The organism is Streptomyces sp. NPDC001568 (assembly GCF_042893755.1).
Lineage (GTDB): Bacteria > Actinomycetota > Actinomycetes > Streptomycetales > Streptomycetaceae > Streptomyces.
This window is the reverse complement of the sequence record NZ_JBIAVF010000022.1, coordinates 79875-102645: the sequence shown is the minus strand read 5'-3', so window position 1 is coordinate 102645 and position 22771 is coordinate 79875. Positions and strand designations below refer to the sequence as shown.

Here is a 22771-nt window from a genome sequence, read left to right as displayed (position 1 = left end):
GTTTCCTGGCACCGCGGGCGGATCGGCCGGCCCTCCGTGCGGGGAGGGCTGCCGACCCGGACCCGGGTCCCGTTCGTCCGTAAGCCGCCGGGTGGGCCGCTGGTCACGCGGCCTGCTCGGCGTGCGGCTCAACCCTTCCGGACGGGGGCCGCTGCGAGCTCGTCGGAAACAATCTTCAAGATCCGCGCCTGTTGTCCGGCGAGATAGAAATGGCCGCCGGGAAAACGGTGGATGTCGAATTTCCCGGTGGTGTGGCCTTCCCAGGCGTCCGCTTCCTCGGCGCTGGTGCGCGGGTCGGACTCGCCGGTCAGCACGGTGATGGGGGTGTTCACCGTTTCCCGGGGGTCGGCGCGGTAGTTCTCGATCGCCGTGTAGTCGCTCCGAATGGCGGGGAGCACCATGCGAAGGATCTCCTCGTCGCCGAGAATCGCGGAGTTGGTTCCACTGAGCTCTCGCATTTCGGCCACGATGCCGTCGTCATCACGCAGGTGAACGGTTTCCTGGCGGAAACTAGACGGTGAGCGGCGGCCCGAGGCGAAGATGCGGACGGGGCTCACCCCGTGGTCGCGTTCCAGCCGGCGCGTCACCTCGAAGGCCAGGACGGCGCCCATGCTGTGGCCGAACAGCGCCACCGGCCGGTCCAGCCAGGGCAGGAGTGCGCTGGTCAGGGCGTCGGCATAGACGCCGATGTCAGTGATCCCCGGCTCGTGCCGGCGGTCCTGACGCCCGGGGTACTGGACGCTGAGGACGTCCACCGCCGGGGCCAGGGCCTGGGACATGGGGAAGTAGAAGGAGGCGGACCCACCGGCGTGCGGAAGGCAAACCAATCGGATCGGGCTTTCGTCCGCGGCATGATAGCGGCGGATCCAGCCGTCGGCATTCTGCTTGTCGATCAAGGGATGAAAACTCCGTGTTCCAGTCCGTAAGCAGCACATGAACTCGACGATCCGAGTCTCTTTGCGACTTCCGCACACGCGTTCCGTTGCTCTATGTCTAGCAGAGCGACAATCTCGCCAGTACCCCTAGGTTTGGAACCCCCCGAACCCCTATGGCGGCCGAAAATCGCCTCCTGCACGCACCGTTCGGCCGAAACCGTTCGTAATTCAACTGTTGATCACGGAATGACCTGCCCGCGCGGCGCCGGTTGCGCCTTCGTGAGGGTGCATATGCCGACGCCGCCGCCGTCGCCTTCCGGACATTGCCGTTTCAGCCGGCCGCGGGAAATGGTCTGCACCAAGCCGACCATCCAGCAGGTGGGGCAACCGCGGAAGGCGATCAGGGCCAACGGCGCCGCGAGCAGGGAGACCGGGCCGACGACGGGCACCAAGGCGATCGACCCGCCGATCAACCCGAAGCCGATCGCGCCGCGCAGCAGGTGGCGCGGCACGGACCTGCTGGCGAAATTCGTCCCGGAGGCCGGGACAGCGGTGGTGGTCGGGACGGGGACACCGGTGGTGGTCGGGACCGGGGCACCGGTGGTGGCCGGGGCCGGCGCGGACGGCGCGGGCTTCATGATGTTCACGGTCGGCTCTCTCCTTCGTCCTACGGGTTGTTCGCTCGATCGGGTTGCCGGCCGGTGGTCCCACCGCCCGGCCGGCCGGGGACCTGGTCGGCCGCCGCCAGCGAGTGACGCACCGTCGCGCGCGCCCGGTGCAGCCGCGACTTCATCGCGGCGCTGCTCAGGCCGAGCGCGTGCGCGACGGTCCTGCCGGGCAGGCCCTGCACGTCCCGCATGATCAGGACCTGCCGCTGGTCGTGGGGCAGGGCGCCGACCGCGGCCGCGATCCGCGCCACCTCCAGTCCGTGCAGCACCGCGTCCTCGGCGGACGGTCCGACGGACGCCTCCGAACCGGCCGACGCCTCCGCCCCGCGCGGGACGAGCAGACGTACCTGCCGGAGGCATTCGTTGCGCACGATCCGGAACATCCACGAGGCGAGCGCGCCCGTGGCCCGCAGGGTGCCGATCCTCCGGTACAGGATGATCAGGGCCTCCTGGGCCGCGTCCTCGGCATCCTGCCGCGAGGCGCACAGGGACAGGGCGAACCTGCGCACGTGGGGCTGGGACTCCCTGACCACACTGGTGAGCGACGTGACGTCACCGTCCTGGGCGGCCCTGATCAGCCGCTCGTCCGGCCAACGGAAACGCTGGTTCATGTACTCCTCACATCCACCGGATGCCGCAGCGCGCGGGCGCGGCTCAGGCTCGGCTCCGGTAGCGCCGCAGCAGGTGCCAAGCGCACGCGCCCATGAGCAGGACTCCGACCCCTACGACAGCGGTGATCATCATTGACGTTCCTCCCGGTTCCGCCGGCCCGTTCGACCGGCACACACACAAGAGGTGAGAAGAGGCGAAGAGGATTCACTTCCGGCCGAACTTTTTTCGCACCGGGTCCGGACGGGCGCGCGGGAAGGGGCCGGCCCGCCGGTACCCGAAGGCGTGGGGTACCGGCGGGCTCCCGTGGGCCGGAGACGGCCTATGCGCCGATCGGGGAGGGACTCCGGGGGTCGGCCGGGCGGGGCACGAAGACCGGGGAGTCCGACTGGTAGAACAGGTCGATGTCGGCCTCCTCGCCACCGACGATCAAGGTGTCCCAGGCGCCGCTCTCCCGCAGGGTGCGCAGGGTCGCGGGGGCGATCGCGGCCAGGTGGGAACGCAGCTCCCCGTCCGTCGGCAGGCCCGGCATCCGCGGGGCCAGTCGTCCCCGGATCTCGCCCATCCGCTCCAGCAACGCCTCCAGGTCGCTCCCGTCCGCGCCGTCGCCCGGAGCCCCGCCCGGGCCGCCGGGCACGGCAGCGCCGGCGGCCTGCGCGCCGCGCGCGATGATGTCCCTGATGGCGCGGGTGACACCCTGCTCGTCCGTGGTGACCATGGCGTTCCAGGCCCGGCTCTTGTGCCGGTACTGGAGCATGGACATCGCCGCCTCGTGGCGGATGAAGTCGGCGTCGCGCAGCGGCTTGCCCTGCCAGGCGCGACTGAGTGAGCGGGCGAGCGAAGTGGCCGACGCCAGACCGCTGTTGAGGCCCCGGCCCGGCCAGAAGTGGATGGCGTTGGCGGCGTCGCCCAGCAGGAATCCGTACGTGCCGGGGCTGGTTGCCGTCGGTCGGTGCAACTGCGCGGTGAAGCGAGGGCGTTGCACCATGTCCAGTCGGAACGAGGTGATCGCGGACAGGTCGTCCTCGGCCACCCCGAACAACCTCAGGCCCTGCCGGATCTCCTTCCACAGCGGGGAACCGCGCAGCAGGGCGGGCAGGAAGAGGGTGCCGTGGGTGGGGCAGCGGAACTCGTTGTCCTCCTCCTGCCGGCTCATCAGGCAGGGTCGGGCGGCTATGCACTCCTCGAAGACGTGACGCACCGGGTCGATGCCGATGACGTTCCTGGCCTCCTCCCGGGTGAGCCGCATGTTCAGGAAGCCCTCGCCGCGCAGCGAGTTGAGCAGGAAGCGGTTCTGCGACACGGTGAGCAGCACGCTCATCGGGTCCGGCAGCTTCGACTTGACGCGCAGCCCCAGGACGACGTCCTGGAGGTGCTCGCCGTCGAGGGAGTAGATGGAGGCGTCGGCCGCGCCGAAGCGGTCGGCGTAGTGCTCACGGGTGCGGGAGCGACCGCCCTCGCAGACCACCAGGACGTGCTCCTGTGTGAGCCGGTTCTGCTGCTCCGCCACGTCGAACCGCTTGGGTACGAGTCGGATCGACGGTTTCCGGTTGGCCAGGTCCAGCAGCCGGTCCTCGATGTGGGCGATCCGGATGTTGCGGGGCGGGCGACCGTCGACCGAGTCCGGGCCGACGGGCCACATCTCGGAGTACTGCCCCTCGTCGTCGAACAGTGCGGAGAGCACCTCGTCGGGCAGGGCGAGGTACTGCCGGCTCTGGACGGTCACCACCTGCTGCCGACGGAAGTTGCCCTGGGTCTCGTCCTTCCAGACGACCTCGGAACCCTTCCTGGTCCAGCGCCCGTCGAAGAGGGTGATGGCCGTGCGCCCGGGCAGCATCCCGTCCAGCGCCAGGGCGAAGGCGAGGCCCACCGGGCCGCCGCCCGTGATGGTGACCCGTAGCGTTCCGGGGTCTGCCGTGCTCGCCCGGGGGACGTCCAGGAGGGAGAGGTCCATGACCGTCTCCAGGGCGTCCTGGGCCTCGTAGAGGAACGTTTCGTCACCGATCCGGATGCAGTCGCTCGGCCGCAGTACGTGCCGCTGGACGCGCTGGTCGTTGACGAACGTGCCGTTGCGGCTGTCCCGGTCGTAGAGGACGAACCCGGCGTCCTCCGTGATGACCTCGGCGTGCAACCGGGAGGCACTGGGGCTGACGATCACGACGCTGTTGTCGCTCTTGCGCCCGAAGCTGAGGGGCTCGCCGCCCAGCACCACGCTCTGCCCGGCGAAGGGACCCGTGCGCCCAACGATGACCGATGGCACTCCACACTCCTTGAAGAAGACGCCTGCTGACCTCGTACGACAGCAACACGCCCACCCGAAGGTGTTCGGTTCAACCATTTCTTGAATTTCTTTGCGCCCCGGTGAACCGGAAGGCCCGGTCCGTACGTGATGTTTCGCGTCGGCCGGCGACCAAAGGGAGAACTGCCCCCATGCACAACGATGATTCCGAGACCGCGACCGTGACGGAGACCGCGCTCGCGGCCACCACCACGGCATCCCCATCGGGCACGGAGGGCACGAACACGACGGCCGGCACCAGGGCCACCGGGGCCACGGTGAACCCGGCGCAAACGGCGCGGACGGCGGCCACCGCCGGGGCCGCACCGGCCGGGGAGCGGCTCATCGCGGGTCGCTACCGGCTGCTGTCCCGGCTCGGCGAGGGCGGCATGGGCACCGTGTGGCGCGCCCGTGACGAGACCCTGCACCGGGAGGTCGCCGTCAAGGAGGTCCGGGCGCCGGCCGGTCTGTTGGCCGATGCCATCGCGCGGATGTACAGCCGGTTGGAGCGGGAGGCGTGGGCGGCCGCCCGAATACCCGACCGCAACGTGGTGACGGTCCACGACGTGGTCATGGAGGACGACCGGCCCTGGATCGTGATGGAACTGGTCCGTGGGCAGTCACTGGCCGATCTGCTGCGCGCCGAGGGGCCGCTCACGCCGCGGCACGCCGCGCACATCGGCGCGGAGGTCCTGAACGCGCTCCGCGCCGCGCACGCCGTCGGCGTCGAGCACCGGGACGTCAAGCCGGCCAACGTGCTGCTCGCCGACGACGGGCGGGTCGTGCTCAGCGACTTCGGCATCGCGGTGGTCGAGGGCAGCACCGCCCTGACCATGACGGGCGAGGTGGTCGGCTCCCCCGAGTACCTGCCGCCGGAGCGGGCGCTCGGCCGTCCCTCCGGCCCCGAGTCGGACCTGTGGTCCCTCGGAGTGATGCTGTACACGGCCGTGGAGGGGGTCTCCCCGTTCCGGCAGGACACCGCGCTGAGCACCCTGCGGGCCGTCGTGGACGAGGAACCGCCGGCGCCGACCCGGGCCGGCCCGCTCGCGCCCGTCATCGCCGGGCTGCTCCGCAAGGAGCCCGCCGAGCGGACCCCCGCCGCCCAGGTCACCGAGTCGCTGCGGGAGATCGCGCACGAACCGGACGCCACCACGACCGCCGCCCGCGTCCTGGCGACACCGGTCGCCGCGCCCCCGGAGGCCGCTCCGGAGCCCGCGCCGGAGCCGGCGACGGAACCCACGACGACGGCCGCGCCGACCGCCGAAGCCACCGCGACGACACCGGCAACGCCCGCGACGCCCGCGACCACGCTCTCGCCCCCGCCCCGCAAGACCCGTACGGCGGTCCTCGTCGCGGCCGGCGCCGCCGTCTGCGCACTGATCGCCGGCGGGGTTGCCCTGGCGCTGACCCTCGGCGACGGGGACGCCGCCACCGGTTCCGGCGTACGGATGTCGGTGGCGGGCGCGAACACCACCTACACCGGCAGCTGCCCCACCCCCGAGAACCGGGCCCCGGCCTTCACCGCGACGTTCACCGCCTCCGAGCCGACCCTGATCTCCTACCGATGGGTGTCCGGTGACGGCTCCGTGGTGGATCCCCACTGGCGCACCATGTCGATCGGGTCGAAGGACAACCCGACGGGCCACGACACCGTGCGCCTGACGACGTGGGCGAAGGCGGGCAACCTGACCACCGGAATGGCCGTGGAACTCCAAAGCCCCACCCGAACCACCTCCAACCCGGTCCCCTTCTCCATCACCTGCACGGGCTGACGCGGTGTCGGATGCGGTCATGGGCGTACTGCTGCTCTTCAGTGTGCTGACCGCCGCCGGCATGGCGGTGTTCGGCGTGGCGATGAACCACCCGTCTCCCACCGCGTTCAGGTTCTGCGCGGTCCTCCCTCTGGTCCTCGCTCCCTCGGCGGGGGCCGTGTACTGCGGTGGCCTGCTCTTCGTCCGCTTCGGAGGCCCGTTCCCGGAACGGTGCGAGGACCGGAGCGGCGCCGGCGCCGAGTTGACGACCGTCCGCCATGCGAAGTGGCCCCTCAGTGACGCCTGCGTCTACTCCGACGGCTCGATCGTGGAGCACGTCCCCACAGCGATCAACGTGCTCGTCAGCGTGTTGGCAGGCCTTGCGCTCGTCCTGATCGCCGCCGCGACGGTCCTGCGCCGGCGAACCCGAAAGGCCGCCGACGAAACGGTGGTCGGCCTCTCGGGAACCGGCGACGAACGCGTCAGCCGAGCGCCGGGATGATGTCGGAGCCGTACGCGTCGATGGTGGCCTCCCGGGCGTCGTGCATGTCGTAGACGGCGAACTGGTCCACGCCCAGGGCGCGCAGGGCGCGGAGCTTCTCGATGTGCGCCTCGGCGGGGCCCAGCAGGCAGAAGCGGTCCACGATCTCGTCGGGGACGAAGTCGGCCGACGGGTTCCCGGTGCGGCCGTGGTGGCTGTAGTCGTACCCCTGACGGGCCTTGACGTACTCGGTGAGCTCGTCCGGGACCATCGAGGAGTGCTCGCCGTAACGGGAGACCAGGTCGGCGACGTGGTTGCCGACCATGCCGCCGAACCACCGGCACTGGTCACGGGCGTGGGCGAGATCGTCCCCCACGTACGCCGGGGCCGCCACACAGATGCTGATCGAATCGGGGTCGCGGCCGGCCTCCACGGCGGCCTCGCGGACCGACTTCACCATCCACTCGGTGAGATAGGGGTCGGCGAGCTGGAGGATGAAACCGTCCGCCTTCTGCCCGGCCAGCGCCAGCGCCTTCGGCCCGTACGCCGCCATCCAGACGGGCAGCCGCCCGTCCTTGATCCACGGGATCCGCAGCGGCTTGCCGTCGACCTGCGCCTCGCGTCCTTCGGCGAGGTCGCGGATGACGTCGATGGCCTCCCCCAGCCGGGCCAGGGTGTTGGGCGCGCGACCGGCGACCCGCATCGCCGAGTCGCCGCGGCCGATCCCGCAGACGGTGCGGTTGCCGTACATGTCGTTGAGGGTGGCGAAGGTGGAGGCGGTCACCTCCCAGGTACGGGTGCCCGGGTTGGTGACCATCGGGCCGATGGTCATCCGCTGGGTGTTCGCCAGGATCTGGCTGTAGATGACGAACGGTTCCTGCCACAGCACGGCCGAGTCGAAGGTCCAGCCGTAGCGGAACCCGTTGCGCTCGGCGCGCTTCATCAGGCTGACGACCTGGGAGGCGGGCGGGTCGGTTTGCAGGACGAGGCCGAAGTCCATGGCAGGACTCTCCTTACAGGTACTGGCAGGTGGAGCGGTGGACGAAGGCCCCGTGACCGGTCCGGCCGGTGTACTCCCGCCGGTCGATGACGAGTTCGCCGCGCGAGAGGACCGTTTCGACGCGTCCGGTGATCCGCCTGCCCTCGTACGCCGAGTAGTCCACGTTCATGTGGTGCGTCTCGGCGGAGATGACCTGCTCGGCGTGCGGATCGTAGAGGACGATGTCGGCGTCGGAACCCGGCGCGATGGTGCCCTTCTGCGGGTAGAGGCCGAACATCCGGGCCGGGGTCGCGCAGGCGATCTCGATCCAGCGGCGGCGGCTGATGTGCCCGTCCAGGACGGCCTGGTGGAGGAGGTCCATGCGGTTCTCCACCCCCGGCAACCCGTTGGGGATCTTCGAGAAGTCCCCGCGGCCCAGCTCCTTCTGGCCGCGGAAGCAGAACGGGCAGTGGTCGGTGGAGACCACCTGGAGGTCGTTGGTGCGCAGCCCCCGCCACAGCGCGGCCTGGTGCTCGCGCGGGCGCAGCGGGGTGGAGCACACGTACTTGGCGCCCTGGAAGTCGGGCTCCGCGAGGTTGTCGGTGGACAGGAAGAGGTACTGCGGGCAGGTCTCCCCGAAGACCGGCAGGCCCTTGTCGCGGGCCGCGGCCAACTCCGCCACCGCCTCCTGCGCGGAGACGTGCACCACGTACAGCGGGGAGCCGGCCACGCGGGCGAGCTGGATGGCGCGGTGGGTGGCCTCGGCTTCGAGGAGGACCTTGCGGACCTCGCCGTGGTGGCGGGGGTCGGTCTCGCCCCGCGCCAGGGCCTGTTCGACGAGGACGTCGATGGCGATGCCGTTCTCGGCGTGCATCATGATCAGCCCGCCGTTGCCCGACGCGCGCTGCATGGCGCGCAGGATCTGGCCGTCGTCGGAGTAGAAGACGCCGGGGTAGGCCATGAACAGCTTGAACGAGCTGACGCCCTCCTCGACGAGGAGGTCCATTTCCTTGAGGGTGCCCTCGTTGACGTCCGAGAGGATCATGTGGAAGGCGTAGTCGATCGCGCAGTTGCCGTCGGCCTTGGCGTACCAGGTGTCGAGGCCCTCGCGCAGGGAGCGGCCCACGCTCTGCACGGCGAAGTCGACGATGGTGGTGGTGCCGCCCCAGGCCGCCGCGCGGGTGCCGGTCTCGAAGGTGTCCGAGGCCGCGGTGCCGCCGAAGGGGAGTTCCATGTGGGTGTGCGCGTCGACGCCGCCCGGGATGACGTACTTGCCCGAAGCGTCGATGGTGCGGTCGGCCGTCCAGGCCCGGGCGGCGTCCGAGCCGTGTGCGGCGAGCGCCGCCACCCGGCCGTCCTCGATGAGGACGTCCGCGTGGAGCTCGTCGGCGGCGGTGACGACCAGCCCGCCGCGGATCAGGGTGCGGATGCTCATGTGAATCCCCCTACGTGATGCTGCGGAGCGCCTGTTCGAGGATGGCGGCGCCCTCTTCCGCCTCGGCGACGGTGAGGGACAGCGGCGGCGCGATGCGCAGCACGCTGGTGTCGTGGCCGCCGCCCTTGCCGAGCAGCAGGCCGGCCGCGCGGGCTGCCTCCAGGACGGCGGCGGCGGCCTCCGGGGCGGCCCGGTCGGTGCCGGGTTCGGTGAGTTCCAGTCCGGCCATCAGGCCCCGGCCGCGGACCTCCCGTACGGCGGGCACGTGGGCGGCGATGGCGCGCAGCCGTTCCAGGAGCAGGCCGCCGACGCGGCGGGCGTTGCCCTGGAGGTCGTGTTCCAGCAGGTAGGAGAGGTTGGCGAGGCCGGCGGCCATGGTGATCGGGGAGCCGCCGAAGGTGGAGATCGAGTTGGCGTCGAGGCAGTTCATCACCTCGGCGCGGGCGACGACGCCGCCGATGGACATGCCGTTGCCGATGCCCTTGGCGAAGGTGAGGATGTCCGGCGGGCCGTTCTGGCCGTGGGCCTGCCAGCCCCAGAAGTGTTCGCCGGTGCGGCCCCAACCGGTCTGCACCTCGTCGCTGATCCACAGGATGCCGTGCCGGTCGAGGACCTCGCGGAACGCCCCGTACAGTCCGTCGGGCGGGGAAGTGAAGCCGCCGACGCCCTGGATGGGTTCGGCGATGAGCGCGGCCACTCCCCCGCGGGCCTGTCCGAGCACGTCCTCCAGGTCGGCGACGGCCGCGGCGGTGAACTCGGCGTCGGGGAGCGCCGCGAAGGGGCCGCGGGAGCGGACGGCGCCGTGCACCCAGTACGTCTGGAGCGGCGAGAGGCTCGTCGGGGACCAGCCGCGGTTGCCGGTGATGGAGACGGTGGAGAAGGACCGGCCGTGGTAGCTGTTGCGCATGGCCAGGATCTGGTTGGAGCGGCGGTACGTCGTCGCGAGCAGCAGGGCGGCGTCGTTGGCCTCGGTGCCGGAGGTGGTGAAGAAGACCCGGGCGTCGGGGATGCCGGACAGTGCGGCGACCCGTTCGGCCAGCTCGATCATCGGCCGGTTCAGGTAGAGGGTCGAGGAGTGGATGATCCGGCCGGCCTGTTCGGAGACGGCCTTGGTCACCTCGGGCAGGGCGTGCGCGGTCATCGTGGTGAGGATGCCGCCGAAGAAGTCGAGGTAGCGGTTGCCGTCGGCGTCCCAGACGTGGCGGCCCTCGCCGTGCGTGAGCTCGATGGGGCGGTCGTAGTAGAGCGCGAGCCAGTCGGGCATGACGGTGCGGTGGCGGCTGTGCAGGGGAATGGGGTTGGTCACGGCTGTACGAGCCCTCCGTAGGCGTCGGGGCGGCGGTCGCGGTAGAAGGCCCACTGGTCGCGGACCTCCTTGATCAGGTCGAAGTCCAGGTCGCGGACGAGGAGTTCCTCCTCCTTGTCGCTGGCGACGTCGCCGACGAACTTGCCCCGCGGGTCGACGAAGTAGCTGGTCCCGTAGAAGTCGTTGTCGCCGTACTCCTCGCGGCCGACGCGGTTGATCGCGGCGATGAAGTACTCGTTGGCGACGGCGGAGGCGGGTTGCTCCAGCTGCCACAGGTGCGCGGAGAGGCCGCGGTGGGTGGCGGACGGGTTGTATACCAACTGGGCTCCTGCCAGACCCAGTTCGCGCCATCCCTCGGGGAAGTGGCGGTCGTAGCAGATGTAGACGCCGATCCGGCCGACGGCCGTGTCGAAGACGGGCCAGCCGAGGTTCCCCGGACGGAAGTAGTACTTCTCCCAGAAGCCCTTGACCTGGGGAATGTGGTGCTTGCGGTACTTGCCGAGGTAGCTGCCGTCGGCGTCGATGACGGCGGCGGTGTTGTAGTAGAAGCCCTCGGACTCCAACTCGAAGACCGGTACGACGATCACCATGCCGGTCTCGCGGGCCAACTCCTGCATCCGGCGGACGGTGGGGCCGTCGGGGACGGCCTCGGCCCAGCGGTAGTGCTCGGGCTCCTGCACCTGGCAGAAGTAGGGGGCGTTGAACACTTCCTGGAAGCCGATGATCCGCGCACCCTGGGCAGCCGCCGCGCGGGCGTGCTCCTCGTGCTTGGCGATCATCGACTCGGTGTCACCGGTCCAGGTGGCCTGGACGAGTGCGGCGCGGACGACTTGGGCCATGAGCTGCTCCTCGCGACGGGAACGCCGACTTCTACGCACGTAGACGGGGTGCGTAGGGAGTCGAAGGTAGGCCGCGTCCCAGCCCGGGGCAAGACCGCCGTGCGCAGTTGGAGTAGTCGATCAAGTTACGTCGCCACACGGTCGTTTACGGTCGGCAGGCGGGCGATTCAGGTGCCCGGCAGCCCGGCCACCCTCAGGGCGTGCGCCAGGTCCCGGTGTCGGGTCCCTTGCAGGGACCGGGCCTCGTGGAGCAGCCTCGGCACGAACCAGCCGGGGTCCCGGCGGGCGAGGGCGGCGGCTTCCTCCGCGGTGCGCAGTCCCACGAAGGCCCCGAGCAGGGCGTGGGCCTCGCGCTCCCGGCCGGCGGCCCCCAGGGCGAGCGCGGCGTCGGCCACCTCGGCGGCGGGGCGGGCGACGCCCTGGCGCAGCAGCCGGCCGCAGTCGGTGTCGCGGCCCGCGTCCCCGAGCGCGGCCGCGACCTCGGCGAGCCGGACGGGCGGCAGCGAGGCCGCCTCCCACAGCAGGGTCGCCCAGTCGGAGGCGAGGCCGGCCCGGCCGAGCCCGGCGGCGAGGGCGGGCAGCAGCGCGGCGGGCCAACCGGCGGCCTCGCACAACAGGGCGTGCGCCTCACCGCCCAGGCCGCGTGCGCGCAGGTCGAGGAGCCGCGCCACGAAGCCCCCGACCGACGCCTCCCCCGCGCCGGGGGCGGGCGCGGCGTAGGGGGCCGGGGGCCGGGCGGTGTCCCCGTACGGAGCCGGGGACCCGGGGGCGGGGGCGTCCGTGTACGGGGACTGGGGGCCGGGGGCGTGGCGAACCGGGGCATCGGGTCCGGAGGCGTCCGCGTACGGAGCCGGCGCACCGGGGCCCGCGGTGCGGGGGTTCCGGGAACCGGGGTCCGGAGCGGGCGCGTCCGGGGCGTCGGATGCGGCGGCGCGGGGGTCCGGCGCGTCGGTGGCGGCGTTCCGGATGCCGAAGCGCGCCCCGCGGGGCGCCGGGAGCACCCCGCCCGGGGCGGGCGCGTCCGGATCCGCCTGCCCCGGCGGCGGGGCGAAGGGCAGGGGCTGCGCGTTCGCGGCGCCCGCGTACCGGGCGCCACCGGACCGCCGCGCCCCACCGCGCAGCCACCGCCCCTCGGCCCGCCCCACCGGCACCCCGGCGGAGGCGTCGGATTCCTCCGGGGGCGGCTCCGCTGCGGAGAACGCCGCGGGGTGCGGGCGGGCCTCCCGCTGGCGGGGCACGGCGGGCAGCGGCTCACCGGCAGCGCCCCGGCCGGGCGCCTCACCCCCACCGGGGCCCGCAGCCCCGTCGAACCCGTACGCCCCACCGGGCCCCACGGCCCGGCCCGGGCCCCCCGCGCCGCCGGCCCTCGGCGCCGCGGTCGGTGTCGGGGCAGGTCGGGTCGGGTGGGGCCCGGGGGCCGACGTGCGCAGGCGGGCCGTCAGGTCGGTGTGCCGCGAAGCCGCGCGGGCGGCGTCGTCCCGGCTCCAGGACAGCTCCCGCTCGAGCGCGGCCGTTTCCGCCGGGTCACCGCCCGCCGAGCCGAGCCGCCCGGTCAGGATCCGTACCGCCGCCTCCGACACGGCCCGCTGCTCGGCGGCGGCCGCGAAGAGCGCGGGCAGCTCCCGCGCCCCGTCCGGGGTGGCGTCCCGGGCGGCGACCGCCGCGGCCCGCAGCCCGGCGGCGTACTGCGCTTCGCGCGCCACCGACCCGGCGCCCGCCGCCCCCGCGCGGTCGGCGAGGTCGGCGAGCAGGGAGTCCAGTACGTCCCACGGCGGCACCGCGACGCCCTCCAGACAGGCCCGCATCCCCTCGGGATCCCGCCTCAGGAACTCCCCGTACCAGCCTGCCCCGGGATCCAGCCTCTGGGTCAACCCCCGCAACCAGTTGGCGAGTTGCCCGATCACCAGTGAAGTCGGCGTCTCCATGACCGCATTGCATCCCACCCGTGTTACGGGCGGGCTACGGGAATCTCAAAGCTTGACGGCGATCCCGGTGTGCGGACGCTTCCCGCCCCGCGCCAGGGCCGCGGGTACGTCCAACATCCAGAACTGCCACGTGTACTTGCGCATCATCAGCCGGCGCACCCGCTTGAGCCCCTCCCCGTCCAGGAGTCGCGCGTGGCCCTCCAGCACGGGGGCTCCTTCCACGACGCGCCCGCGCACGTCACAGGCGACGACGGTGACCTTCCCGTTGTTGCGGATGCGCTTGACCTTCCAGGAGTCGCTGCGCGTCCACACGTACAGCTCGGCGCCGTCGGCGACGGCCCAGACGGGGGTGGCGACGGGGGTGCCGTCCTTGCGGAAGGTGGTGAGGCTCACGTACCGGGCTCGGCCCAGCTGTTCAAGGGACATGGGGGGAGCCTAAGGGGTGTCGCCGGACCGGGCCGGGAGAGCGTCGAGCCACCCGGCTCCCCGGCCGCCGAACCTGGCCGTCGCCCGGCCGTCGACAGCGGAGCCCCGCCACCCTCGGGGGCGGTACCGTCCGACCACCGGAGCGGGTGGAGACCCGGCGGGCGTGCCGCACACCGCCGGGCGCGCGCCGACGTCGGCCCGCGGCTACTTCCGCGTCCCGCCCTGGTGCGGGAGGACCACGTCGCCCGGGTCGGGGGCGGGGGGCCGGTCGTCGGGGACGGAACAGGCGGCGAGGAGCAGTCCGCCCGCGAGGAGGGCGCCGAGCAGCCCGAGGCCGAGCCGTTTCGACGCGTTGGCCGCGCCGGGCGCGTTGAGGTGGTGGACGGGTACGGACCCGGGTACGGGTACGGCCGCATCGAGCTCCGCCGCCCTCACGCTCCGGGCCGCCGTGCCGGTCGTGGGCGCCGCGGAGATGCTTCCTGCCGCCGCGGTGGAGCCGCCCGCCGCGGAGCGTGTGCTGGCTGCGTTCGTTGCGTTGGCGGCGTGCGTTGCCTTCGTTGCGTTCGTTGCTGACACGCCTTCACGCTTCCCCCGAGTTCCGGCGCTCCCCCACCGATTGGGCTGATCGGCCGCCGGACTCTCCCCGGGCGGCGGCCCGGGACCGCGCCCTGTCGGATCATCGCACCGGGGGCGTACGGTGGCCGGGCGCGGTGCCCGCTCCCCCACCCGCCGGGGTCGGCGTTCCGCCGGAAGGAGTGCCCGATGGCCGGCGGCCGGGCCGCGCACGTGTGTGGCGACTGCGCTCACGAGCGGGGGGTTCACGTCCCCTCGCTGGGCCGGTGTCTGGGCGTCGCGGACGAAGCTCCCTGCGCCTGCCGACTGTTCCGCCGCGCGGGCGCCCCGGAGCCCGCCGGGTGGGAGAGCGCCGAGCCGGGGCCGACGGAACCGCCGTGCCCGGAGTGTCGGTCGCCGTTCGGCGCGTGCCGGTGCGAGTCCTGGTGGGAGCGGCAGCGGTCGCCGTTCGCGCCGTGCGGGGGCTGAGCCGGTGACGGCGGCGGCCCGGTGAGCGGGGGCGACTGGTTCCTGTTGGGCCGGGCTCCGGGCGCGGACATCGACGTGGCGTCAGGCGCGAGGCGCGAGGCCTGAGGCCTGGGGCCTGAGGCATCAAGCGTCAGCCGCCAGGCATCAGCCCCCGGCCCCCCGGACGGGCCCGGCCGCCGGCGCCGGACACCGGCGCACGGCGTCGCGCCTCAGACCGGTACGAAGGCGCAGCGGCGCATCACGTCGTCCAGGGACAGCCCCAGGGCGCCCGCGAGCGCGGCCACCGTGAAGAAGGCGGGCGTCGGGGCCCGGCCGGTCTCGATCTTGCGGAGGGTTTCGGCCGAGAGCCCGGCCCCCGCCGCGACCTCGACCATGCTGCGGGCGCCGCGGGCCTCGCGCAGCAGGGCGCCCAGGCGCTCGCCGCGTTCACGCTCTTCGGGTGTCAACGGGGTACGGACCATGCGGCCAGCATACCCCCGACCCCCCATTACTATCCCGGTAAAGTTATACCGGTATAGTTATTGGCATGGTGAATTTGAAGACGGACCGTGAGATCGACGAGATGCGCGAAGCCGGCCGGGTCGTCGCGCACGCCCTGGCCGCCGTGCGGGCCGCGGCCGCCGTCGGGGTGTCCCTGCTGGAACTGGACCGGACGGCGCGCGAGGTGCTGCGGGAGGCGGGTGCCACCTCGCCCTTCCTCGGCTACCGGCCCCGGTTCGCGCCGGTGCCCTTCCCGGCGGTGGTGTGCGCCTCGGTCAACGACGCGATCGTGCACGGCATCCCCGACGAGTACCGGCTGCGCGACGGCGACCTCGTCAGCATCGACTGCGGGGCGCAGCTCGGCGGCTGGGCCGGCGACTCGGCGATCAGCTTCACGGTGGGCCGGGCCCGCCCCGCCGACCTGCGGCTGATCGCCACGGCCGAGGAGGCCCTCGCCGCCGGCATCGCCGCCGCCCGACCGGGCAACCGGATCGGTGACATCGCGCATGCCGTCGGCGGCGTCTGCCGCGCCGCCGGCTACGGCATCCCCGACGGTTTCGGCGGCCACGGCATCGGCCGCAGCATGCACGAGGACCCGGGCGTGCCCAACGAGGGTCCGGCGGGGCGCGGGATGAAGTTGCGCGCCGGCATGGTCCTGGCCATCGAGCCGATGCTGACCGCGGGCGGCACGGACGACTACACCTGCGACGCCGACGGCTGGACCCTGCGCACCGTCGACGGCAGCCGCGCCGCGCACGCGGAGCACACGGTCGCGATCACCGCCGACGGTCCCAGGATCCTCACCGCCCCGTAGCTCCCGGGGCCACGGCGGTGTCTACGACCTCCCCTGCGGGTGGACGACCATCGCGGATCCGCCGCCGCGACGGGTGGTCTCGGCCGCCGCGAGCCAGCGGCCGTCCGGCAGTCGCTGGACGCCGGTGGCGGCGCCGATCTCGGGGTTCTGCCGGAAGCCCTGGCCGAGCGCCTCCAGTTCGGCCCGCAGGGGGCTGTTCCACAGGCCCGGTTCCAGCTCGGTGGTGGTCTGGTTGCGCTGGCTGGCGCGCGGGGCCGCGATGGCGTCGACCAGCGGCAGGCCCCGGTCCAGGTGGCCGAGCAGGGTCTGCAGGACGGTGGTGATGATCGTGGCACCGCCCGGGGAACCGACGGCCAGCACCGGGCGCCCGTCGTCCAGCACGATGGTCGGGGACATCGACGAGCGCGGCCGCTTGCCGGGGCCGGGCAGGTTCGGGTCCGGGACGCCGGGAGCGGCCGGCGCGAAGGAGAAGTCGGTCAGCTCGTTGTTCAGCAGGAAGCCCCGCCCCGGGACGGTGATCCCGCTGCCGCCGGTGGACTCGATGGTCAGGGTGTAGGACACGACGTTGCCCCAGCGGTCGGCGACCGTCAGGTGCGTGGTGTTCTCGCCCTCGTACGTGGTCGGCGCCGCCTCGCCCGTGGTGGCGCAGGGCGCCGGCCGGCGCGGGTCGCCCGGGGCCAGCGGGCTGGTCAGCGCCCGGTCGGGCCGGATCAGGCAGGCCCGGGAGTCGGCGAAGCGCTGCGAGAGCAGGTCGCGCGTCGGGACGTCCACGGCGGCCGGGTCGCCCACCCATCGGCCCCGGTCGGCGAAGGAGATCCGCGAGGCCTCGATGAAGCGGTGCAGGTACTGGCTCTCGGAGAGCTCGCGGACGTCGCTGCGCTCCAGGATGTTCAGGGCCTCGCCGACGGTGGTGCCGCCCGAGGAGGAGGGCGCCATGCCGTAGACGTCGAGACCCCGGTAGCCCACCCGGGTCGGTGCCTGCCGCTTCGTCGCGTACGCGCGCAGGTCGGCGGCGGTCAGGTCGCCGGAGCGGACGGTGCGCACGGCCGCCGGGTCGACCGGGGGCTTGCGGACGGTGCGGACGATGTCGTCGGCGATCGGGCCCCGGTAGAGGGCGCCGGTCCCCTTGCGTCCGAGTTCGGCGTACGTGTCGGCCAGGTCGGGGTTCTTGAAGGTGGAGCCGACGACCGGCAGCGCCCCGCCCGGCAGGAACAGCGCGCGGGTGTCGGGGAAGTCCCTGAAACGCTCCTCGTTCGCGGCCGTCTGGGCCCGGAAGGTGGCGTCGACGGTGAATCCGTCGCGGGCCAACTTCTCCGCGGGCTTCATGAGGTGGCGCAGCGGCCGGGTGCCCCAGGAGTCCAGGGCGCTCTTCCAGGTGGCGGGGGTGCCGGGCACTCCGACGCCGCGTCCGCTGGTCTGGCCCTCGGCGAAGGGGATGGGGACGCCGTTCTCCTGGAAGAGGGTGTCCGTGGCCGTGGCCGGGGCGGTCTCGCGGCCGTCGATGGTGTGCACGCGGCGGGTACGGGCGTCGTAGTACACGAAGTAGCCGCCTCCGCCGATGCCCGCCGAGTACGGCTCGGTGACGCCGAGCGCGGCGGCGGTGGCGACGGCCGCGTCCACGGCGTTGCCGCCGGCGCGCAGTACGGCGATCCCGACGGCGGAGGCGTCCTGGTCGACACTGGCGACGGCCCCGCCGTACCCGGCGGCGACGGGCACCTTGGGTGGGGCACCGGAGGACGACGGCGGGGCTGCCGCGCCGGTGGAGACGAGCGCTCCGACCAGGGCGAGCAGCGGTAACGAACGTGCGGCAGGACGGTGCATGGCGGACCTCCGGTCGACAACGTCCGCAGAGCCTAGCGCTCGCCCCGCCGCTCCGTCAGGGAACCGCCCGGCCCGCCCCGACCGGAGCCGCGGCGGACACGGCCCCGACGGGTGGTCCTACCGGGTGCCGCCGGCGGTCAGCGCCTCCAGGGCCAGGCCCATGGCACGGTCGAACCCGGCGCCGATGAGGGCTCCGTCGGTGGGCAGGCCGAGGCCCGGGTGGTCGCTGGCGACGAGGAGGGTGGCGGCGCGCATCCCGGAGAGTCGGGCCGCGGTGAGGACCGCCGCGGTCTCCATGTCGATGCCGGACACGCCGGTGCGCCGGCACTCCTCGACGAGCGCCGAGTCCTGCGTGTAGACGGCGTCGAGGGTGTGCACCAGGCCGTCGCGCAGCGTGCCCGGGGCGGTGTCGTGCAGGGCCCGTACGAGCTGGTGGTCGGCGACGGCCGGGTAGCGGCCGGGGCACAGGGCGGCACTGGTCCCGTCGGCGGAGACCGCGCCGGTGGGGACGAGCAGGTCGCCGCAGCGGAGGTTGTCGGCGACGGCTCCGCAGTAGCCGACGCCGACCAGGGTGCGCACGCCGCGGCCGGCCGCCGCCTGGATGGCCATCGCCGCGGCGGGCGCGCCGAGCTTGGCGTTGAGGACGGCGATCCGCCGGCCCGCGTACACGCCGATGGAGACCGTGCGGTAGCGCTCCTCGATCTTCAGGTGCTTGTCCCACACACCGCGGTCGTAGAGGTCGGGGTTCTCCAGCGGCAGGACCGCCTCGGACGGGAGGGGGCCGTCGACATCGGCGAAGAGCCAGTCGTCGGCGATGGAACGGAAGGCGGTTCCCCAGTCCGGCCGGTCCCCGGTCGGTGCGTCAGGCATGTTCACAGCTTTCTCCACGGGTCGGTACGTCGACGCCGCTGCCCCTGGCGGGGCGGACCCCGTCCCCGCGCGGTCCCTGCCGGGTGGATGTCCGTCTCCGGCCGCGTGAACGACGACGTGCGCACCATTGTGCTCGGCCCGCCGTCCGGGGCCCTCGGCGGGGTTCGGCCGGCGGCGACGTCACACGGGCGGCCCGGTCACCCGCAGGGGGAGGCGGGTGATCCCGTTGATGAAGTTGGATACCAACCGACGTGGTGGGCCCGTCAGTTCCGGTGCGGGCAGCAGGGTGCGCCATTCCTCGTGGAGGGTGCGCAGTTGGAGACGGGCGAAGTGGGCGCCGAGGCAGACGTGCGGCCCGTCGCCGAAGGACACGTGCGGGTTGGGCGAGCGGGCCGGGTCGAGGCGGTGCGGGTCGACGAAGACGCGTTCGTCGTGGTTGGCGGAGGCGTGGAACACCACCACCTTGTCGCCCGCCCGGATCCGGGCGCCGGCGAGGACGGTGTCCCGGACGGCGGTGCGGCGGAAGCTGAGCACGGGCGGGTGGACGCGCAGGAGTTCGTCGACCGCCCGGTCCATGGGCGCGCTGCCGTCGGCGAGCCGGCGGTAGGCGTCGGGGTGCCGGGCCAGGGCGAGGAGCCCGCCGGGGGCGGCGCTGCGCACGGTGTCGTTGCCCGCGACGGTCAGCAGGAAGAAGAACATCTCCAGTTCGGCGGGTTCCAGCCCGGCCTGTGCGAGGGCGGTCATGACGTCCTCGCCGGGGCGGGCGCGCTTGTACGCGGCCAGGTCCCGGGCGTACGCGAACATCTCGCCGAGCAGGGCCGGGGAGCGGGGGTTCAGCGGGGTGCCGTCCGGGCCGGTGACGGGTTCGGGGGCGTCCTCGGGGTCCTGGTAGCCGATGATCCGTACGGTCCACTCCAGCAGCAGGGCCCGGTCGGCGGGCGGGACGCCCAGCAGGTCGGTGAGGTTCAGCAGGGCGTATTCGTCGGTGACGGCGGCCACCAGGTCGGTGCTGCCGTCCTCGGCGCGGTCCCGGGCGGCGGCGAGGAGCGTACGGGCCCGGTCGCGGGCCCGGTCGGTGAAGGCGTCGACGCGGGCGGGGGTGAAGGCACGGGCGACGAGGCGGCGCAGCCGGCCGTGCCCGGGGGGATCCTGGTTGAGCATGGTGCTCCGCAGGAACGGCAGGTCGGCCGGGTCGGGGTCGCGGATCTGGGTGGCGCCGGCCCAGGAAGAGTACGTGGCGTGGTCGCGCAGCACGCGGACGACGTCGGCGTGCCGGGTGACGGCCCAGAAGCCGGGGCCGGCGGGCCAGCCCTGGATCTCGGGCTCGGCCTGCCAGGAGACGGGGTGCCGGTCGCGCAGCGTCCGGTAGCGCTCGTGCGGGACGCCTTCGGCGTAGACGCGGGGGTCGAAGACGTCGGGGACGTCGGCGGCGCGTTGCATGGTCCACACGGTGGCGGGCGGGCGGGACGTCCGCAAGGGGGCCCGGGGCGGGAGGTTCCGGCGGCGACGGGTCAGTGGTCCGGGTGGCAGCGTTCGGGGTCCAGGGCGGTGTCGGGGCCGTGCAGGAAGACCTCGTAGCCGGAGCCGGGACCGGAGGCGGCGCTGCACACGAGCTGGCCGCGGGCGACGGCGTCCAGGCCGGCGACCGGGAAGGGGACGCGCAGGTCCAGCCCGTCGTCGCCGACGGGGACGACGGACACGGCGGCGACGTCCGGGCCTTCGACGGCGGGCAGTCGGGTGCCGAGCCCGGCCCGGTGCTCGGTGCGGCCGGGGCCGCGCAGCAGCCCGAGGACGCCGCTCAGCGGGGTGCTGTCCGCGGTCCGGGGTTGCGGCGAGGGCACCAGCCGCCCGTCGGGGCCGACGAAGAAGGCGAGCGGCCCGCCGGCGGGCGCGGCGACGGCGACCCGGGCGGGCGCGCCGCTCTCGACGACGCCGGTGGGGGCGATCCCGCAGGCCGTGAGCAGCAGGGGGCCGGTGAGGGCCAGGGCGACGGCGGTCGGGCGGCCGGGAAGGGGCGGGCGGCGGTTCACGTGACGGCCTCCAGGGGCATGTCGACGGTGAACACCGCTCCGGCCGCGAGGGCGTTGGCGGCGCGCAGGGTGCCGCCGTGGAGGCGGACGTTCTCCAGGGTGATGGCGAGGCCGAGGCCGCTGCCGGCGGAGCGGGTGCGGGCGACGTCGGCCTTGAAGAACCGGTCGAAGATGTGCGGCAGTACCGCGGGGGCGATGCCGGGGCCGCTGTCGCTGACCTCGATCAGCAGGCGTTCCCCGGCGGGGTGGGGCTGGGTGCGCACGGAGATCCGTACGGGTGCGGAGCCGTGTCGCAGGGCGTTGCCGACGAGGTTGGCGAGGATCACGTCGAAGCGGCGCGGGTCGAGACGGGCCCGGATGTCCGGGGGGAGATCGGCGGTCACCCGGTCGTCGTCCCAGTGGCGCAGTTCCAGGGTCTTGCCGACGGCTTCGGCGACGTCGACGTCGTCGAGGTTGAGTTCGGCGGCGCGGGCGTCGAAGCGGGAGATCTCCATCAGGTCCTCGACGAGCACGGCCAGTTTCCCGGTTTCGGAGCTGATCAGGCGCAGCGCCTTCGCGGTGTCGGGGTCGAGCTGTTCGGCGTCCTCATCGAGCACTTCGGTGACGGCGAGCATCCCCGCGAGGGGGGTGCGCAGTTCGTGGGAGACGTCGGAGGCGAAGCGGCGGGCGCGGGCCTCGGCGTCGCGGAGTTCGGCGACCGATTCCTCCAGGGCGCGGGCGGTCTCGTTGAAGGTGCGGGCGAGGCCGGCGAGTTCGTCGGAGCCGCGGACCTCTATGCGGGTGTCCAGCCGGCCGCGACCCAGGTGGGTGGCGGCGCGCCGCATGTCCCGTACGGGTCGCAGGACGCTGCGGGCGGCGAGCAGGGCGGGGATGACGGCGATGGCGAGGCCTGGGATGGCGCCTTGGCGGGCGGCCTCGACCATGGCGTCGACGGTCTGTTCCTCGGCGCCGAGCGGCATGACGGCGTAGAGGACGACGCCGGTGGGTCGGGCGGGGCCGTCGCCCGAGTCCATGACGGCGGGCATGCCGATGGTGAGGTAGGACTCGCCGCGGCCGTCCTCGACGCGTTGGAAGGCGCCGTGCGGGTTGGCGGCGACCTGCCGGCGGAGCCGGTCGGTCAGGACCGCGGAGGTCGCGGGGGTGACGTTGGAGGAGGCGCGCAGGGTGCCGTACTCGCCGAACACCACCCAGGGGTGCGGTTTGCCGCGTTTGCCGATGTCGGTGACGAGGCGTTGGAGCTGCTGCTGTTCCATCGGCAGCACGAGGGTCTGGCCCTCCAACTGGTCCCGCAGGGTGCTGACGGCGGTGTCCTGGCTCTGGGTGAGGACCGCCGTGCGGGCCCTTTGGTAGGTGAGGGCCGCGGTGCCCACCGCGCTGATCGCGGCGACGAGGAGGAACGCGGCGATGAGGCGGGTGCGCAGGCCGAGGGGGGCGAGGTCGCGCACGGCCGGCTACAGCGGTCCGAAGCGGTAGCCGAAGCCCCGCACCGTCTGTATGTAGCGGGGGCCGGCCCCGGGGTCCTCGATCTTGTTGCGGAGCCGGCGGACGCAGGCGTCCACCAGTCGGGCGTCGGCGTGGTAGCTGTGCTCCCACACGTACTCGAGCAGTTGCCGGCGGGAGAAGACCTGCTCGGGCGAGGCACTGAGGTGGAGGAGCAGTTTGATCTCACTGGGGGCGAGGGCGACGCGCTCGCCGTTCTTCGCGACGGTCAGTCCGGCCCGGTCGACGGCGAGCTCGCCGTGCTGCTCGACGCCGGAGCGGGCGCCGGCGTCGCCGAGGCGGCGGAGCACCGCCTTGATGCGGGCCTCGATGATCTCGGTGCGGACGGGTTTGACGACGTAGTCGTCGGCCCCGGCCTCGAGGCCGACGACGATGTCGAAGTCGTCGCCGCGCGCGGTGAGCATGATGATCGGGACCTCGCTGGTCTCGCGGATCCGGCGGCACACCTGCACGCCGTTGATGCCGGGCAGCATGAGGTCGAGCAGGACGAGTTCGGGGTGGAAGCCCGCCATGAGGGCGAGCCCCTCCTCGCCGGTCTCCGCCGCGCTCACCTCGTGGCCGCGGCGGCGCAGCCCGAGTCCCACGCCTTCCCGGATGGAAGGGTCGTCCTCGATCAGCAGTACGCGTGGCATCCGGTCAGTAT

The 22771-nt window shown here is 73.2% G+C and carries 21 protein-coding genes; 3 read left to right on the top strand and 18 right to left on the bottom strand.

Annotation, left to right across the window (positions count from 1 at the left end; all coding sequences use genetic code 11):
* Positions 1-128: 128 nt before the first annotated feature.
* From ACFY0I_RS33320 to ACFY0I_RS33305, 4 genes are all read right to left on the bottom strand, one after another.
* Entirely contained in the window at positions 129-896 is a 768-nt protein-coding gene (locus tag ACFY0I_RS33320) for a thioesterase II family protein (RefSeq protein ID WP_388902747.1), read from the bottom strand.
* Between the two features lie 218 nt (positions 897-1114).
* Positions 1115-1513 carry a hypothetical protein gene (locus ACFY0I_RS33315; protein ID WP_388902781.1) on the bottom strand — a complete coding sequence of 133 codons (399 nt, stop codon included), beginning with the start codon at positions 1511-1513 and terminating at the stop codon, positions 1115-1117.
* 29 nt (positions 1514-1542) lie between these two features.
* Positions 1543-2154, bottom strand: a complete 612-nt coding sequence (locus ACFY0I_RS33310; protein ID WP_388902745.1) for an RNA polymerase sigma factor — start codon at positions 2152-2154, stop codon at positions 1543-1545.
* A 320-nt stretch (positions 2155-2474) separates the two neighbouring features.
* On the bottom strand, positions 2475-4412 hold the full coding sequence (locus ACFY0I_RS33305) for an FHA domain-containing protein (protein WP_388902743.1): 1938 nt from the start codon (positions 4410-4412) through the stop codon (positions 2475-2477).
* A 170-nt stretch (positions 4413-4582) separates the two neighbouring features.
* On the opposite strand from ACFY0I_RS33305, the gene ACFY0I_RS33300 reads away from it, so the two are divergent.
* Together ACFY0I_RS33300 and ACFY0I_RS33295 are read left to right on the top strand one after the other, a co-directional pair.
* The gene (locus ACFY0I_RS33300) at positions 4583-6202 is read left to right on the top strand and encodes a serine/threonine-protein kinase (protein ID WP_388902741.1); all 1620 of its coding nucleotides are present in this window, start codon (positions 4583-4585) and stop codon (positions 6200-6202) included.
* 19 nt (positions 6203-6221) lie between these two features.
* Positions 6222-6683, top strand: coding sequence for a hypothetical protein (locus tag ACFY0I_RS33295; RefSeq protein WP_388902738.1), 462 nt, complete (start codon positions 6222-6224; stop codon positions 6681-6683).
* Here ACFY0I_RS33295 and ACFY0I_RS33290 read toward each other — a convergent pair.
* From ACFY0I_RS33290 to ACFY0I_RS33255, 8 genes are all read right to left on the bottom strand, one after another.
* Positions 6664-7662: a TIGR03842 family LLM class F420-dependent oxidoreductase gene (locus ACFY0I_RS33290; protein WP_388902737.1), complete on the bottom strand. Its 999-nt coding sequence runs from the start codon at positions 7660-7662 to the stop codon at positions 6664-6666. The genes ACFY0I_RS33295 and ACFY0I_RS33290 overlap by 20 nt on opposite strands.
* Positions 7663-7675: 13 nt before the next feature.
* Positions 7676-9076, bottom strand: a complete 1401-nt coding sequence (gene hydA / locus ACFY0I_RS33285; protein WP_388902735.1) for a dihydropyrimidinase — start codon at positions 9074-9076, stop codon at positions 7676-7678.
* Between the two features lie 10 nt (positions 9077-9086).
* Positions 9087-10340, bottom strand: coding sequence for an aspartate aminotransferase family protein (locus tag ACFY0I_RS33280; protein WP_388902779.1), 1254 nt, complete (start codon positions 10338-10340; stop codon positions 9087-9089).
* Between the two features lie 38 nt (positions 10341-10378).
* Positions 10379-11221 (bottom strand): nitrilase-related carbon-nitrogen hydrolase, encoded by an 843-nt coding sequence (locus ACFY0I_RS33275; protein ID WP_388902733.1) that lies wholly within the window; start codon positions 11219-11221, stop codon positions 10379-10381.
* Positions 11222-11388: 167 nt separating this feature from the next.
* Complete coding sequence (locus tag ACFY0I_RS33270; protein WP_388902731.1) at positions 11389-13146, bottom strand: hypothetical protein; 1758 nt, start codon at positions 13144-13146, stop codon at positions 11389-11391.
* A 45-nt stretch (positions 13147-13191) separates the two neighbouring features.
* Positions 13192-13572 (bottom strand): PPOX class F420-dependent oxidoreductase, encoded by a 381-nt coding sequence (locus ACFY0I_RS33265; protein ID WP_388902730.1) that lies wholly within the window; start codon positions 13570-13572, stop codon positions 13192-13194.
* Between the two features lie 204 nt (positions 13573-13776).
* Entirely contained in the window at positions 13777-14148 is a 372-nt protein-coding gene (locus ACFY0I_RS33260; protein ID WP_388902728.1) for a hypothetical protein, read from the bottom strand.
* A 674-nt stretch (positions 14149-14822) separates the two neighbouring features.
* Entirely contained in the window at positions 14823-15074 is a 252-nt protein-coding gene (locus ACFY0I_RS33255) for a helix-turn-helix domain-containing protein (protein ID WP_388902726.1), read from the bottom strand.
* Between the two features lie 65 nt (positions 15075-15139).
* Here ACFY0I_RS33255 and map point away from each other — a divergent pair, with 65 nt between their 5' ends.
* Positions 15140-15907: a type I methionyl aminopeptidase gene (gene map, locus ACFY0I_RS33250; RefSeq protein ID WP_388902724.1), complete on the top strand. Its 768-nt coding sequence runs from the start codon at positions 15140-15142 to the stop codon at positions 15905-15907.
* 21 nt (positions 15908-15928) lie between these two features.
* Here the strand turns inward: map and ggt are convergent, their stop codons facing one another.
* The 6 genes from ggt to ACFY0I_RS33220 form a co-directional block, all read right to left on the bottom strand.
* On the bottom strand, positions 15929-17728 hold the full coding sequence (gene ggt, locus ACFY0I_RS33245; RefSeq protein WP_388902721.1) for a gamma-glutamyltransferase: 1800 nt from the start codon (positions 17726-17728) through the stop codon (positions 15929-15931).
* A gap of 117 nt (positions 17729-17845) precedes the next feature.
* The gene (locus tag ACFY0I_RS33240; RefSeq protein ID WP_388902720.1) at positions 17846-18598 is read right to left on the bottom strand and encodes a hypothetical protein; all 753 of its coding nucleotides are present in this window, start codon (positions 18596-18598) and stop codon (positions 17846-17848) included.
* Positions 18599-18778: 180 nt separating this feature from the next.
* A complete protein-coding gene (locus ACFY0I_RS33235) occupies positions 18779-20038 on the bottom strand; it encodes a cytochrome P450 (protein WP_388902717.1) in 1260 nt (419 codons plus the stop codon).
* Positions 20039-20109: 71 nt separating this feature from the next.
* Positions 20110-20628, bottom strand: a complete 519-nt coding sequence (locus ACFY0I_RS33230; protein ID WP_388902714.1) for a hypothetical protein — start codon at positions 20626-20628, stop codon at positions 20110-20112.
* Entirely contained in the window at positions 20625-22073 is a 1449-nt protein-coding gene (locus ACFY0I_RS33225; protein ID WP_388902712.1) for an ATP-binding protein, read from the bottom strand. The genes ACFY0I_RS33230 and ACFY0I_RS33225 overlap by 4 nt, the downstream gene beginning before the upstream one ends.
* 6 nt (positions 22074-22079) lie before the next feature.
* Positions 22080-22760 (bottom strand): response regulator, encoded by a 681-nt coding sequence (locus ACFY0I_RS33220; RefSeq protein ID WP_388902710.1) that lies wholly within the window; start codon positions 22758-22760, stop codon positions 22080-22082.
* Positions 22761-22771: the final 11 nt, after the last annotated feature.